This window comes from Aeromonas rivipollensis, from assembly GCF_037811135.1.
Classification (GTDB): domain Bacteria; phylum Pseudomonadota; class Gammaproteobacteria; order Enterobacterales; family Aeromonadaceae; genus Aeromonas; species Aeromonas rivipollensis.
Genome location: NZ_CP149130.1, coordinates 270,843 through 283,722, shown reverse-complemented (window position 1 = coordinate 283,722; position 12,880 = coordinate 270,843). Strand labels below are relative to the sequence as shown.

General features: G+C 58.7%; 13 protein-coding genes and 3 tRNA genes. 3 read left to right on the top strand and 13 right to left on the bottom strand.

Annotation, left to right across the window (positions count from 1 at the left end; translation table 11 throughout):
• Window position 1 precedes the first annotated feature (1 nt).
• From rplL to WIR04_RS01260, 10 genes are all read right to left on the bottom strand, one after another.
• Window positions 2–364 (bottom strand): 50S ribosomal protein L7/L12, encoded by a 363-nt coding sequence (rplL, locus tag WIR04_RS01305; RefSeq protein ID WP_025328616.1) that lies wholly within the window; start codon window positions 362–364, stop codon window positions 2–4.
• Window positions 365–415: 51 nt separating this feature from the next.
• The gene (gene rplJ, locus WIR04_RS01300; protein WP_025328617.1) at window positions 416–916 is read right to left on the bottom strand and encodes a 50S ribosomal protein L10; all 501 of its coding nucleotides are present in this window, start codon (window positions 914–916) and stop codon (window positions 416–418) included.
• A gap of 257 nt (window positions 917–1,173) precedes the next feature.
• Window positions 1,174–1,875 carry a 50S ribosomal protein L1 gene (rplA, locus tag WIR04_RS01295; RefSeq protein ID WP_025328618.1) on the bottom strand — a complete coding sequence of 234 codons (702 nt, stop codon included), beginning with the start codon at window positions 1,873–1,875 and terminating at the stop codon, window positions 1,174–1,176.
• A 4-nt stretch (window positions 1,876–1,879) separates the two neighbouring features.
• Window positions 1,880–2,308, bottom strand: coding sequence for a 50S ribosomal protein L11 (gene rplK / locus WIR04_RS01290; RefSeq protein ID WP_016352267.1), 429 nt, complete (start codon window positions 2,306–2,308; stop codon window positions 1,880–1,882).
• Between the two features lie 134 nt (window positions 2,309–2,442).
• Entirely contained in the window at window positions 2,443–2,970 is a 528-nt protein-coding gene (nusG, locus tag WIR04_RS01285) for a transcription termination/antitermination protein NusG (protein ID WP_197066239.1), read from the bottom strand.
• Between the two features lie 33 nt (window positions 2,971–3,003).
• Entirely contained in the window at window positions 3,004–3,375 is a 372-nt protein-coding gene (secE, locus tag WIR04_RS01280; protein WP_025328619.1) for a preprotein translocase subunit SecE, read from the bottom strand.
• Between the two features lie 60 nt (window positions 3,376–3,435).
• Window positions 3,436–3,512 (bottom strand) — tRNA-Trp (locus tag WIR04_RS01275).
• Window positions 3,513–3,564: 52 nt separating this feature from the next.
• A complete protein-coding gene (gene tuf, locus WIR04_RS01270; protein ID WP_025328607.1) occupies window positions 3,565–4,749 on the bottom strand; it encodes an elongation factor Tu in 1,185 nt (394 codons plus the stop codon).
• Between the two features lie 171 nt (window positions 4,750–4,920).
• Window positions 4,921–4,995 (bottom strand) — tRNA-Gly (locus WIR04_RS01265).
• Between the two features lie 38 nt (window positions 4,996–5,033).
• A tRNA-Tyr gene (locus tag WIR04_RS01260) sits at window positions 5,034–5,118 on the bottom strand.
• 263 nt (window positions 5,119–5,381) lie between these two features.
• Here WIR04_RS01260 and coaA point away from each other — a divergent pair.
• Window positions 5,382–6,320, top strand: a complete 939-nt coding sequence (gene coaA / locus WIR04_RS01255) for a type I pantothenate kinase (RefSeq protein ID WP_270823927.1) — start codon at window positions 5,382–5,384, stop codon at window positions 6,318–6,320.
• A 77-nt stretch (window positions 6,321–6,397) separates the two neighbouring features.
• Here coaA and birA read toward each other — a convergent pair whose 3' ends face one another.
• Window positions 6,398–7,363 (bottom strand): bifunctional biotin--[acetyl-CoA-carboxylase] ligase/biotin operon repressor BirA, encoded by a 966-nt coding sequence (gene birA / locus WIR04_RS01250; RefSeq protein ID WP_338889924.1) that lies wholly within the window; start codon window positions 7,361–7,363, stop codon window positions 6,398–6,400.
• On the bottom strand, window positions 7,360–8,397 hold the full coding sequence (gene murB, locus WIR04_RS01245) for a UDP-N-acetylmuramate dehydrogenase (RefSeq protein WP_338889922.1): 1,038 nt from the start codon (window positions 8,395–8,397) through the stop codon (window positions 7,360–7,362). Before murB ends, birA begins: the two co-directional genes overlap by 4 nt.
• A 125-nt stretch (window positions 8,398–8,522) precedes the next feature.
• Here murB and WIR04_RS01240 point away from each other — a divergent pair, with 125 nt between their 5' ends.
• Window positions 8,523–9,176 carry a potassium channel family protein gene (locus WIR04_RS01240; protein WP_025328623.1) on the top strand — a complete coding sequence of 218 codons (654 nt, stop codon included), beginning with the start codon at window positions 8,523–8,525 and terminating at the stop codon, window positions 9,174–9,176.
• Entirely contained in the window at window positions 9,173–10,528 is a 1,356-nt protein-coding gene (locus tag WIR04_RS01235) for a TrkH family potassium uptake protein (RefSeq protein ID WP_338889919.1), read from the top strand. The genes WIR04_RS01240 and WIR04_RS01235 overlap by 4 nt, the downstream gene beginning before the upstream one ends.
• Before the next feature lie 84 nt (window positions 10,529–10,612).
• Here the strand turns inward: WIR04_RS01235 and WIR04_RS01230 are convergent, their stop codons facing one another.
• Window positions 10,613–12,586 carry a DNA topoisomerase III gene (locus tag WIR04_RS01230; protein ID WP_338889917.1) on the bottom strand — a complete coding sequence of 658 codons (1,974 nt, stop codon included), beginning with the start codon at window positions 12,584–12,586 and terminating at the stop codon, window positions 10,613–10,615.
• Window positions 12,587–12,880: the final 294 nt, after the last annotated feature.

Genomic DNA, 12,880 nt, shown 5'->3' with positions numbered 1-12,880 from the left:
ATTATTTGATCTCAACAGAAGCACCGGCAGCTTCCAGCTCTTTCTTCAGAGCTTCAGCTTCGTCTTTGGAGACGGCTTCTTTCAGGTTGGTCGGAGCGGCTTCTACCAGGTCCTTGGCTTCTTTCAGGCCCAGGCCGGTGGCAGCACGAACGGCCTTGATGACGGCAACTTTGTTGGCGCCAGCAGCAGTCAGAACTACGTCGAACTCGGTCTTCTCTTCTACTGCTTCAGCGGCCGGACCGGCAGCTACAGCAACAGCGGCAGAAACACCGAACTTCTCTTCCATTGCTTCGATCAGCTCAACAACTTCCATTACGGACATGGAAGCAACGGCTTCGATGATTTGGTCTTTAGTGATAGACATGACAAAAATTCCTGATGTTGAATAAACTCAAACAGCCTAAATAGGCGAGAATCAAGCAGCAGCTTGTTTCTGGTCGCGAACAGCAGCGATAGTACGAACCAGCTTGCCAGCAGAGGCTTCCTTCATGGTAGCCATCAACTTCGCAATTGCTTCGTCGTAGGTCGGCAGCGTGGCCAGACGATCAATTTGTGCTGCGGCGATAAACTCACCGTTAAAAGCGCCAGCCTTGATTTCGAACTTTTGGTTCGCTTTGGCAAACTCTTTGAACAGACGAGCGGCAGCGCCCGGGTGTTCGTTAGAGAAAGCAATCAAGGTAGGACCAGTCAATACGTCGTTCAGGCAACCGAATTCGGTGCCCTCTACCGCGCGACGCAGCAGGGTGTTACGCACAACGCGCATGTACACACCGGCTTCACGAGCGGATTTACGCAGGACGGTCATCTTGTCAACAGTTACACCGCGAGAATCGGCTACAACTGCAGACAGAGCGCCTTTGGCAGCTTCGTTGACTTCAGCAACAATTGCCTTTTTGTCTTCGAGTCCCAATGCCATTGGCTTAACTCCTGGATTGAATCTGAGTCTCATGACTCAGTACTGACACATCCCCCCTACCTTCACAACAGAGGGGAACGATGCGGTAGCAGGATTCCAGAAGAGAAAGAAAACTTTCTCGCTGGGTTTCCGGCACCGTCTACGCAGGAAGGATTAAGGCCTTGTGGCCACCTGCGGTCTTGGACGGAGGTCGAAACCCCCAACCAATCAAGGCGCAAAATTATAGATTAAATTTTGCGCCTTGTAAAATCCATCAATTAGCCCTGAGCTTCCAGAGAAGCTTGGTCTACGGCAACACCGGCACCCATGGTGGTGGAGATGCTGACTTTCTTGATGAAGACGCCTTTGGCGGAAGAGGGCTTGCCCTTTTTCAGAGCAACCAGCAGAGCTTCCAAGTTTTCTTTCAGCTGAACTTCGTTGAAAGAAACCTTACCCAGAGTGGTATGGATGATACCATTCTTGTCATTGCGGTAACGAACCTGACCGGCTTTAGCATTCTTCACAGCTTCAGCAACGTTCGGGGTTACGGTACCCACTTTCGGGTTAGGCATCAGGCCGCGCGGGCCCAGGATTTGACCCAGTTGACCAACAACGCGCATGGCATCCGGGGATGCGATCACGACGTCGAAGTTCATCTCGCCTTTCTTGACCAGCTCGGCCAGGTCATCCATACCAACCAGTTCAGCACCGGCAGCCTTGGCGGCTTCGGCGTTGGCACCCTGGGTGAATACGGCGACACGGATGTCACGACCGGTACCGTGCGGCAGTACAGTTGCACCACGTACGTTCTGGTCGGATTTACGAGCATCGATACCCAGGTTAACGGCAACGTCAACGCTTTCAACGAACTTGGCGGTAGCCAGTTCTTTCAGCAGGGCAATGGCTTCGTTGATGGAGTACTCTTTGGTACCGTCAACTTTTTCGCGAATAACGCGCATACGCTTGGAAAGTTTTGCCATTGTCTTAATCCTCCACTACCAGGCCCATGGAACGAGCGGAGCCTGCGATGCAACGTACTTTTGCATCCAGATCGGCACCAGTCATGTCCGGCTCTTTGGTCTTGGCGATTTCTTGCAGCTGAGCAACAGTCACCTTACCAACCTTGTCTTTGTTCGGCTTGGCGGAACCAGACTGGATGCCAGCAGCTTTCTTCAGCAGGAAGGAAGCAGGCGGAGTCTTGGTTTCGAAGGTGAAGGAACGGTCGCTGTAAACGGTGATCACGACCGGAGTCGGTGAGCCTTTTTCCAGCTTTTCTGTACGAGCGTTGAACGCCTTACAGAATTCCATGATGTTCACACCGTGCTGACCCAGAGCAGGACCAACGGGAGGGCTGGGGTTAGCACTGCCAGCCTTAACTTGCAGCTTGATATAAGCTGTGACTTTCTTAGCCATTACGAAAATACCTCAAAAATGGGTTCTAGCGCCTCGGAGACATGCTCCTGCAAACGGCTCCCCAACAAATAAAGGGGCAGCGAATTATAGAGATAATCGCTGCCCCTGACAACCGTTAAACGTACAGAGTTTAATCAGCCCTTTTCGACCTGACCAAAATCCAGTTCTACCGGCGTTGAGCGGCCGAAGATCAGTACAGAGACCTTCACGCGACTCTTCTCGTAGTCCACTTCTTCAACGGTGCCGTTGAAGTCAGCGAACGGACCATCGGCAACCCGCACCATCTCACCCGGTTCAAACAGGGTTTTCGGACGCGGCTTGTCATGGGCATCTTGCAGACGATTGAGGATGGCATCCGCTTCCTTATCGGAGATAGGAGCAGGACGATCGGAGGTGCCACCGATGAAACCCATGACCCGTGGCACATTGCGTACCAGGTGCCATGTGGTCTCGTCCATCATCATCTGGACCAGGACATAACCCGGGAAAAATTTGCGCTCACTCTTGCGCTTCTGACCAGCACGCATCTCGACCACTTCTTCGGTCGGGACCAGCACTTCGCCAAACAGCTCTTCCATGCCATGCATCTTGATATGTTCACGCAGGGATTTGGCAACCCGGCCTTCATAGCCAGAAAATGCCTGCACGACATACCATCTCATACGTTGTTCACGTTGTTCAGTCATGGCTTATCCTTACACACCGGTAATCAGGTTGACCAACCAGACCAAGGCACCGTCCAGAACGAACAGCAACAGCCCCATCACGGCGGTCACCGCCAGCACAATCAGGGTTGTCTGAATGGCTTCCTGACGAGTTGGCCAAACGACCTTGCGGACTTCCAGGCGCGACTCACGAGCAAAAGCCAGTGTTGCCTTGCCCTTGGTGGTTTGCAGGGCTACTGCACCTGCAGCAGCGATGACAACGACCACACCCAGGGCGCGGACGGCTGCGACAACATCGGTAAGCAGGTAATTACCCACTACAGCGGCCGCCAGGATGATGAAAACCAGGCCCCAAAGAAGGGTATCCTTGCTTCCGCCCTGTCCCTCAGAACTAACACTCATACAACCCACCTGTATCTGACGTAACCAAAGACACAAAAGCCCCGTACGAGACGAGGTATATGGCAGGGGCGGCAGGACTCGAACCCGCAACCATCGGTTTTGGAGACCGCTGTTCTACCAATTCGAACTACGCCCCTGCATAAGAAAGCCCCTATTATAGGGGCTTTGCTTTATTTATGTAAGCCAAGATTAAGCGATAACTTTGGCTACAACACCAGCACCTACGGTACGGCCACCTTCACGGATAGCGAAACGCAGGCCGTCGTCCATCGCGATCGGGGCGATCAGGGTAACAACCATTTTGATGTTGTCGCCTGGCATTACCATCTCTACGCCTTCCGGCAGTTCGATGGTACCGGTCACGTCGGTAGTACGGAAGTAGAACTGCGGACGGTAGCCCTTGAAGAACGGAGTATGACGACCACCTTCTTCTTTGGACAGTACGTACACTTCAGATTCGAACTTGGTGTGCGGCTTGATGGAGCCCGGCTTGGCCAGAACCTGACCACGCTCAACTTCTTCACGCTTCACGCCACGCAGCAGCGCGCCAACGTTCTCACCAGCACGACCTTCGTCCAGCAGTTTGCGGAACATTTCAACACCGGTACAGGTGGTAGAAACGGTGTCTTTGATACCAACGATTTCTACAGTCTCGCCTACCTTGACGATACCGCGCTCTACACGACCGGTAACTACGGTACCACGGCCAGCGATGGAGAAGACGTCTTCGATAGGCATCAGGAACGGCTGGTCAATTGCACGCTCCGGCTCCGGGATATAGGTATCCAGGTGGTGAGCCAGCTCGATGATCTTCTCTTCCCATGCTGCGTCGCCTTCCAGCGCTTTCAGCGCGGAACCACGAACTACCGGCAGGTCATCACCCGGGAAGTCGTACTCGGTCAGCAGTTCACGAACTTCCATCTCGACCAGTTCGAGCAGCTCTTCGTCGTCTACCATGTCGCACTTGTTCATGAACACGATCATGTACGGGATACCAACCTGGCGACCCAGCAGGATGTGCTCACGAGTTTGCGGCATCGGGCCATCAGTCGCGGCTACTACCAGGATTGCGCCGTCCATCTGGGCAGCACCGGTGATCATGTTCTTAACGTAGTCGGCGTGACCCGGGCAATCTACGTGGGCGTAGTGACGGATCGCGGTGTCGTATTCTACGTGGGAGGTGTTGATGGTGATACCACGCTCACGCTCTTCCGGCGCCTTGTCGATCTGGTCGAAGGCGAAAGCTTTACCACCGAAGTGCTTGGCCAGCACGTTGGTGATGGCGGCGGTCAGGGTGGTTTTACCGTGGTCAACGTGGCCGATGGTACCCACGTTAACGTGCGGTTTATTACGCTCAAATTTTTCTTTAGACATGATCGTCCCTCTAAACTAACGCTGAGTACGCGGTGGCAAGCTAACCACAGAACAGTTTATATGATGGATTTGAATCAGGGGGACAGAGAGGATGGTGCTGGCAGGCAGGTTCGATTGCCGAACTCACCCTAGGGTGTGGCTTTCAGAATTACCTGAGCCATATCAGCATCTTGGAGCGGGCAGCGGGAATCGAACCCGCATCATCAGCTTGGAAGGCTGAGGTAATAGCCATTATACGATGCCCGCATTTCTCTAACCCAAAGAACTCAAACCGCAGAGAAATATGGTGGAGGGAGAAGGATTCGAACCTTCGAAGGCAGAGCCGTCAGATTTACAGTCTGATCCCTTTGGCCGCTCGGGAACCCCTCCGATTGCACGAATGCCACAACGGTAATTCTGCTTGCACCCGTTGTTTTTGTCGCTTTTGCTGGGCAAATAGACGACAGACATCCAAGCGTCGCGCATTTTATGGTAAGGATTTTGGGGATGCAACCATTGCGCCCTGCAAAATGTGCATTATTGCCGGGAACTATGCAAAAAAACGCTCCTCCTCAGTCCCAACCGGACGCGTCCCTTGTCGCTCCCGATCCCTTGGTGTATGGTCGCCCTGCCCAAGAAACAGTGATGACACCATGACGACAGAGCATAACCCCTATTTGCAATTCACCCGCGAACAATGGGCGTTATTGCGCGATGCGGTCCCCCTGACCCTGACCGAGACGGACCTGCACACCCTGCGTGGCATCAACGAAAAGGTGTCATTGCGCGAGGTGGAAGAGATCTATCTGCCCCTTTCCCGCCTGCTCAATCTCTACGTCAAGGCCAAGCAGCGCCGCAGTCGGGTGCTGGAGCAGTTTCTCGGCCAGTCCCGCGGCAAGGGCACCTACATCATCAGCATCGCCGGCAGCGTGGCGGGGGGAAAGAGCACCACGGCCCGCATCCTGCAGGCGTTGCTGGAGCGCTGGCCCGAGCATCCGCGGGTGGAACTGGTCACCACTGATGGCTTCCTTTATCCCAACAAGGAGCTGGAAGAGCGTGGCCTGATGCGCCGCAAGGGTTTTCCGGAATCCTACGACATCCGCCATCTGGTGGAGTTTGTCGCCAACATACGTGCGGGTCACGAGAAGGTCGAAGCGCCGGTTTACTCCCACCTTATCTACGACATCCTGCCCGATGAGAAGAAGGTGGTGGAGCAGCCGGACATCCTGATCCTGGAGGGGCTCAATGTGCTGCAGAGCGGCATGGATTACCCCCAGGAGCCCCACAGGGTCTTCGTGTCAGATTTTGTCGACTTCTCCATCTACGTGGACGCCGACGCCGAGCTGCTGCGCGCCTGGTACATAGACCGCTTCCTCAAGTTCCGCAGCGGGGCCTTCTCAGATCCGGACTCCTACTTCCACCACTATGCCAAACTGGCGGAAAGCGAGGCGACCGAGATTGCCAGCAACATATGGCAAGATATCAACTATCTGAATCTGCAAGAGAACATCTTGCCGACCCGGGAGCGGGCCAACCTGATCCTGACCAAGGGACAAGAGCACGCCATCGAGCAGATCAAGCTGCGCAAATAACCGCCGCGGGTCGCCGGATAGCGAAGAGGGGGCCCGCAGGCCCCCTCTTCTGTTGGGTTCTCATGAGCCTACCTCGCTCAGTCCCCCCGGCGCAGGGAGATCTCCCCCCCCAGATAGAGCTTGATCCCCTCGTCCGTCTCCAGCCGCAGGGCACCGCGATCGTCGATGCCACGGGCGATGCCGCGGATCACCTGCTCCCCCATCAGCAACTTCACCGGTTGGCCGGCAAAGTAGTCGAGCCGGTTCCAGCTCTCGACGAAGCTCGCCAGACCGCTCTGCTCGAAGGTCTGCATGGCCTCTTGCAGATGCAGGAGTACGCAGGCCGCCAGCTGGTTGCGATCCACCAGTTCGGGCTGAACCTGGCGCAGCTCTGACCAGGCCTGATCGATCTTCTCCCCCTGCAGGCTCGGCATCGCCAGATTGAGGCCGATGCCGATCACCAGATGGCAGCTGGCGCCGACGCTGCCGCTCATCTCTACCAGTATGCCCGCCAGCTTGCGGCCCTGATAATAGAGATCGTTTGGCCACTTGAGCTCCACCCCGGGGTAACCGAGAGATTCCAGCGCCTCCACCACGGCCACCCCCACCGCCAGACTCAGCCCCATGGCGGCCGCCATGCCCTGCTCGAGCCGCCAGTACATGCTGAGGATCAGCTGGCAGCCGAACGGCGAGACCCAGGGCTTGCCACGGCGCCCCCGACCGGCGGTCTGGCACTCGGCCAGGCAACTCTCGCCGGAACTCAGCTGGTTGACCCGCTCAAACAGATACTGGTTGGTGGAGTCGATCACCGAGAAGCAGTGTACCGGCGCCATGGGGGCCAGGGCCTGCAGTTGCGCCTGATCATAGAGAGCCATGGGAACCGCCAGGCGGTACCCCTTGCCGGTCAGGCTGAACAGATCCAGCCCCAGCTCCTTGAGGGCGGCCATGTGCTTGCTCACCGCCGCCCGGCTGATGCCAAGCTGCTCCCCCAGCTGTTCGCCAGAATGAAACTGGCCATCGCTGAGCAGGGTGATCAGGGTCTGCCTGACGGGGGTGAGGGTCATGCCAGTACCTCATCCAGCCAGGTTTCGCCGGTGAGCCCCATGAAGCGCACCTCGTGCTCCAGCACCACACCGAACTTCTGCTCCACGCTGTCACGCACATGGGCGGCCAGGGCGATGAGCTCCATGGCGCTGGCCCCCCCGAGATTGACCAGCACCAGCGCCTGCTCCTGATGGACGGCGGCACGGCCGATGGCAAAGCCCTTGAGCCCGCACTGATCGATGAGCCAGCCCGCCGCCAGCTTGGCCTGTCCTTCCGCGGCCGGGTAGCAGGGCATCTGCGGGTATTGCCCCTTGAGTTCATCCGCCACCGAGGCCGGCACCAGGGGGTTCTTGAAGAAGCTGCCCGCGTTGCCGAGCACGGCAGGGTCCGGCAACTTGGCCATGCGGGTGGCGCAGACGGTGTCGAAGATGGCCTGCGCACCGGGATGTTCGCCGAGGGCCGCCAGGGGGCCATAACCTGTCACGGGTTGCCAGGCCTTGGGCAGGCGCAACCCGACGGCGGTGATGAAGTGGGTGTCCTGATAATCGTGCTTGAAGATGCTGTCGCGATAGCCGAACTGACAGTCGGCCGCCGCTATGCGCTCCACCTCGCCACTCTGCCAGTTGAATGCCTCCACATAGGCACAGAACCGGGCCAGCTCGACCCCGTAGGCACCTATGTTCTGCACCGGGGCCGCACCGACTGTGCCCGGGATCAGCGCCAGGTTCTCCAGCCCATGCCAGCCCTGTTGCAGGGCATGGCACACCAGCTGATGCCACTCCTCCCCCGCCGCCACGTGCAGCAACCAGTGGCTGCCATCATCCTGCAGCGCTATGCCTTTCATCCGATTCAGCACGACCAGACCGGCAAAATCATTGCAGAACAATATGTTGCTCCCACCACCCAGCACCAGGCGCGGCAAGACGCTCAGCTCCGGATCGGCCCGCAACTGGCAAAGATCATCCAGCTCGGCCACTTCGGCCAGCCAGAGGCAATGTGCTTCCAAGCCCAGGGTATTGAGGGCCGCCAAGGGGGCATGGGGAGTGAGTTTCATCTTCGTGTTCCGACAAGGGCAGAGGCGCAGTTTACCCCAGATCCCCCGGGACGAAAAACCCGGGTACTGTTCGGACTCAAACCGCTGGAGTAAAGTAAGCCCTTCAGCCCGTTGAGGAAGCATGAATGAATAATCAATTCGCCGTCATCGGCCTCGGTCTGTTCGGCAGCGCACTGTGTGAAGAGCTGCAGTTGCAGAATGCCGAGGTGCTGGCCATCGATATCGACGAGAGCAAGACCCGCCAGATCGCAACCCTGTGCAACCATGTCATCGTCGCCGATGCCACCGACGAGGCCACAATCGCCGAGCTGGGACTGGCCAATTTCGACATCGTCTTCGTCGCCATCGGCGACAGCCTGGAGACCAGCATACTCACCACCCTGGTGCTGAAGGAAGCCGGGGTGAAGAAGGTGTGGGTCAAGGCCCGTGACAAGTTCCACGCCAAGATCCTGCAGAAGGTAGGCGCCGACAAGGTGATCAACCCGGAGTGGGACATGGGTCGCCGGGTCGCCCAGAGCATGCTGGACAACCGTCTGTTCGACTACCTTGAGCTGGGACACGACATGGTGCTGACCGAATTCGTGATCGGTCTGCAACAGAACGGCCGTACCCTGGCCGATCTGCACCTGCTGCAACAGAGCGACTTCCAGTTGCTGGCCATCAAACGCGGTGAGGTGCTGCACAACGTGCTGACCGGCAAGATGGAGCTGCAGCTCGGTGACATCCTGATCCTGGCTGGCAACAAGCACGCCATCGATCACTGGCTCGACACCCTATGATCAACTGGCGCAGCAACTACGCCTTCGCCCTGTACAGGGATAACGAGTCCCGCTGGAGTGAAGCCAGGCTGATCCTGGGCAGTTTCCTGATCATCTTGTTGGTCGGCACCCTGTTTCTGGTGCAACCCTCGAGCCACAACGGCGAGGTCACCTTCATCAATGCCCTGTTCACCGCGACCTCGGCCATCAGTGTGACCGGGCTCGGGGTGGTGGATACCGGCACCGCCTTTACCCTGCAAGGACAGATCATTCTGCTGATGCTGATGGAGATAGGGGGCCTGGGCCAGATGACCATGACCTTGCTGCTCATCGCCATGTTCAGCAAGCGGGTCGGTTTGCGTCAGCAGGTATTGGCAAAGGAGGCGCTGGGCCAGGAGGGATCGGTCAACATCATCCAGCTGGTTAAGCGCATAGTGCTGTTCGCCCTGATTGCCCAGCTGATCGGCACCGCCATCATGGCCATTCGCTGGGTGCCCGAGATGGGCTGGGGCCATGGCCTCTACGTCAGCTTCTTCCATGCGGTCTCTGCCTTCAACAACGCCGGCTTCTCGCTGTTTGCCAACAACCTCATCGACTACAGAGACGACCCCATCATCAGCCTGACCATACCTGCCCTGCTCATCCTCGGCGGCCTGGGTTTTACCGTCATCGTCGATCTGGTGCGCAACCGTCGCTGGCGCAAGCTCAAGCTGCACAGCAAGCTGATGTTGCTGATGACACCGGGGCTGCTGCTGCTGGGCACCCTGATGTTCTGGCTGCTGGAGCACAACAATACCGCCACCTTCGGCAACGCCGGGCCTGGCGGCCAGCTGCTGGCGGCCTTCTTCCAGTCGGCCACGGCGCGCACGGCAGGCTTCAACACAGTGGACATAGGCCAGATGGTGCCCGCCTCCCTGCTGTTCATGATGATGTTGATGTTCATCGGTGCCGGCACTACTTCGACGGGGGGCGGTATCAAGGTCACCACCTTCGCCGTGGTGTTGCTGGCCACCCGGGCCTTCCTCACCAAGCGTCCCCATGTCACCGCCTTCGGCCGCACCCTGTCACCCCAGATAGTGACCCGATCCCTGGCCATCATCATCGTCAGCACCATGGTGTTGATGCTGTCGATGTTCCTGTTGATGCTCACCGAGTCTCAGCCCTTCGACAAGATCATGTTCGAGACCGTCTCGGCCTTTGCCACCGTCGGCCTCTCGACCGGCATCACCGCCTCCCTGAGCGAGCCGGGCAAGCTCATCCTGGTACTGGTGATGATCTGCGGCCGTCTCGGGCCGCTGACACTGGCGCTGATGCTGGCCAGACCGAGCGAGACCCGGATCCGCTACCCGGAAGAGGGCGTCTATACCGGCTGATCGGCCGCCAGAACCAGATCGAGAGAGGGGCCCAGGGCCCCTCTCTCTTTTTGCGACTCATGTCGCCGCATGGCCCCGCGCCACTCAGGCCGCCTTGCTTCTGGCCGGGCGCTTGCCCGCCCCCTTGCGGGGCTGCGCAGCGGCGCCACTGACCGACGAACTCTTGCGGCGGGTGAAACGCCGCTTGCCGGCCCCCGGCGCCTCCCTGGGCAGGGCGCTGAAGCTGGCCCCCGAATCCTGCCTGGCCCCCTCGATCAGCCCGTTAAGCTGCTCGGTGAGCGGCCCCATAAATTGCTGGTAACTGGCGTGACGCTCGGCGATCCGGCCGAGGTGCTGCTCCCACAAGGCAGTCATGTCCGGCGTGGTGGCAGTGGCAGGCAGTGCCTGGATCAGGGCCCGTCCGGTCGGTGTTGCCTTGATGCTCTTGCCCTGCCGCACCAGGAAGCGGCGCTTGAACAGCAGGTCTATGATGCCGGCACGGGTCGCCTCGGTGCCGAGGCCATCTGTCTCGCGCAGGATCTTGCGGATCTCGGGATCCTGCACATGGCGGGCTATGCCCGTCATGGCGGCCAGCAGGGTGGCGTCGGTGAATGCCTTGGGTGCCTGGGTCATCTTCTCCAGCAGCTCGCCCCGCTCGCACCGCAGTTGCTCCCCTTCTCGCAGCGCAGGCAGGGTACCGGCCTCCTCCTCATCGTCCTCTTCGACCCCGAGCAGCGCCTTCCAGCCCGCCTTGAGGATGCGCCGCGCCTTGGCCTGGAACAGGCCACCGGCGATGCGCAGCAACACCCGGCTATCGTTGTACTCGAACGGAGGATAGAACTGCAGCAGGTACTGACGGGCAACCAGGCCATAGAGCTTGCCCTCATCGGCGGAGAGGCTTGCCAGGTTGCCATGTTTCTCGGTGGGGATGATGGCGTGGTGGGCATCCACCTTGCCGTCGTTCCAGGCCTTGCTGCGCAGCTTGCCGTCCGCTTCGCTCACCGCCTTGGCCAGGGCGGGTGCCGTTGCGGCTATGGCATCCCGCACCTGGGGCGCCCGATTGAAGTGATCGCTCGGCAGATAACGGCTGTCGGATCTGGGGTAGGTGATGAGCTTGTGGCGCTCGTAGAGGCTCTGGCAGAGATCCAGCACCCGCTTGGCGTCCATGCCGAACCGCTTGGCGGCATCGATCTGCAGGCTGGAGAGGTTGTGAGGTAGTGGCGCAGCCTGCTTGCGGGATTGCTCTTCCACCTCCTCCACCCGGGCTGGCTGGCCCTGGATCCGCTCCACCACCTTGGCGGCCAACGCCCGGTTGAGCACCCGCCCCTCCTCGTCCTGCCAGGGCGCACAGGACTCGGAAGGCAGCCACTTGGCGCTGAACCCCTCGTTGCGCTCCGTCACCACATGGGCCAGCACCTCGTAGAAGGGTTTGGGCACGAAGGCGTCTATCTCGAGATCCCGCCGCACCACCAGCCCCAGCAGCGGCGTCTGCACCCGGCCGACCGAGAGCAGCTCGCTGCAGCCGGCCTTGCGTCCGAGCAGGGTATAGGCGCGGGTCATGTTGATACCATAGAGCCAGTCCGCACGGCTACGGGCCAGCGCCGAGACCGCCAGTGGCACGAACTCCTTGTTGTCCCGCAGCTTGTCGAGGGCACGGCGCACCGCAGGGGGATTGAGATCGCTGATGAGGCAGCGCTGCACCGGCTTGAGTTTGGGGTAGCCGAGGAAGTCGATCACCTCGTCCACCAGCAGTTGCCCCTCCCTGTCCGGGTCACCGGCATTGACCACGCAGTCGGCCTGCTTGATCAGCCGCTTGATCACGGCAAGCTGGCTCTTGGTCTTGGGCTTGGCCACCAGCTGCCACTGGTTCGGCACTATGGGGAGCTGCTCCATGCGCCACTGCTTGTAGGCCGCATCATAGGCATCGGGCTCCGCCTGCTCCAGCAGGTGCCCGATACACCAGGTCACCACGTCTCCCTGCGCCGTCTCGATGTAGCCCTCCCCCTTCTTGTGGGGCTTGGGCAGAACATCGGCGATGGCGCGGCCAAGGCTGGGCTTTTCGGCAATAAAGAGTCGCATGACTGACAAACCTGATCACTGTATATGCAAACAGTATATATCGAGCCTTTCGTAAAGCCCAACACCTGCCCATTCGGGGCCAGACAGTAGCACTGGAGAGCAAAACATCGCGGCAGAACCGCTTCCGGCATGTTTAATGTGGATATGATGACAAAAAGAGAGCCAAATAAAGCTAAACTAACAAAGTTAACAATCTCAAGTTGATTTAAATTCAACCAGAGATATCAGTGTGAAATTTAAAACGGAAAAAATTTAAATTTAAGAATAAAAACCATAACCGAGGTCAACCCCTCT

Coding starts and splice junctions, on each gene's coding strand:
- WIR04_RS01240 (WP_025328623.1), top strand. CDS start 8,523: ATGAATAATCAATTCGCCGTCATCGGCCTCGGTCTGTTCGGCAGCGCA.
- rplA (WP_025328618.1), bottom strand. CDS start 1,875: ATGGCAAAACTTTCCAAGCGTATGCGCGTTATTCGCGAAAAAGTTGAC.
- rplJ (WP_025328617.1), bottom strand. CDS start 916: ATGGCATTGGGACTCGAAGACAAAAAGGCAATTGTTGCTGAAGTCAAC.
- secE (WP_025328619.1), bottom strand. CDS start 3,375: ATGAGTGTTAGTTCTGAGGGACAGGGCGGAAGCAAGGATACCCTTCTT.
- coaA (WP_270823927.1), top strand. CDS start 5,382: ATGACGACAGAGCATAACCCCTATTTGCAATTCACCCGCGAACAATGG.
- rplK (WP_016352267.1), bottom strand. CDS start 2,308: ATGGCTAAGAAAGTCACAGCTTATATCAAGCTGCAAGTTAAGGCTGGC.
- nusG (WP_197066239.1), bottom strand. CDS start 2,970: ATGAGATGGTATGTCGTGCAGGCATTTTCTGGCTATGAAGGCCGGGTT.
- murB (WP_338889922.1), bottom strand. CDS start 8,397: ATGAAACTCACTCCCCATGCCCCCTTGGCGGCCCTCAATACCCTGGGC.
- WIR04_RS01230 (WP_338889917.1), bottom strand. CDS start 12,586: ATGCGACTCTTTATTGCCGAAAAGCCCAGCCTTGGCCGCGCCATCGCC.
- birA (WP_338889924.1), bottom strand. CDS start 7,363: ATGACCCTCACCCCCGTCAGGCAGACCCTGATCACCCTGCTCAGCGAT.
- tuf (WP_025328607.1), bottom strand. CDS start 4,749: ATGTCTAAAGAAAAATTTGAGCGTAATAAACCGCACGTTAACGTGGGT.
- rplL (WP_025328616.1), bottom strand. CDS start 364: ATGTCTATCACTAAAGACCAAATCATCGAAGCCGTTGCTTCCATGTCC.
- WIR04_RS01235 (WP_338889919.1), top strand. CDS start 9,173: ATGATCAACTGGCGCAGCAACTACGCCTTCGCCCTGTACAGGGATAAC.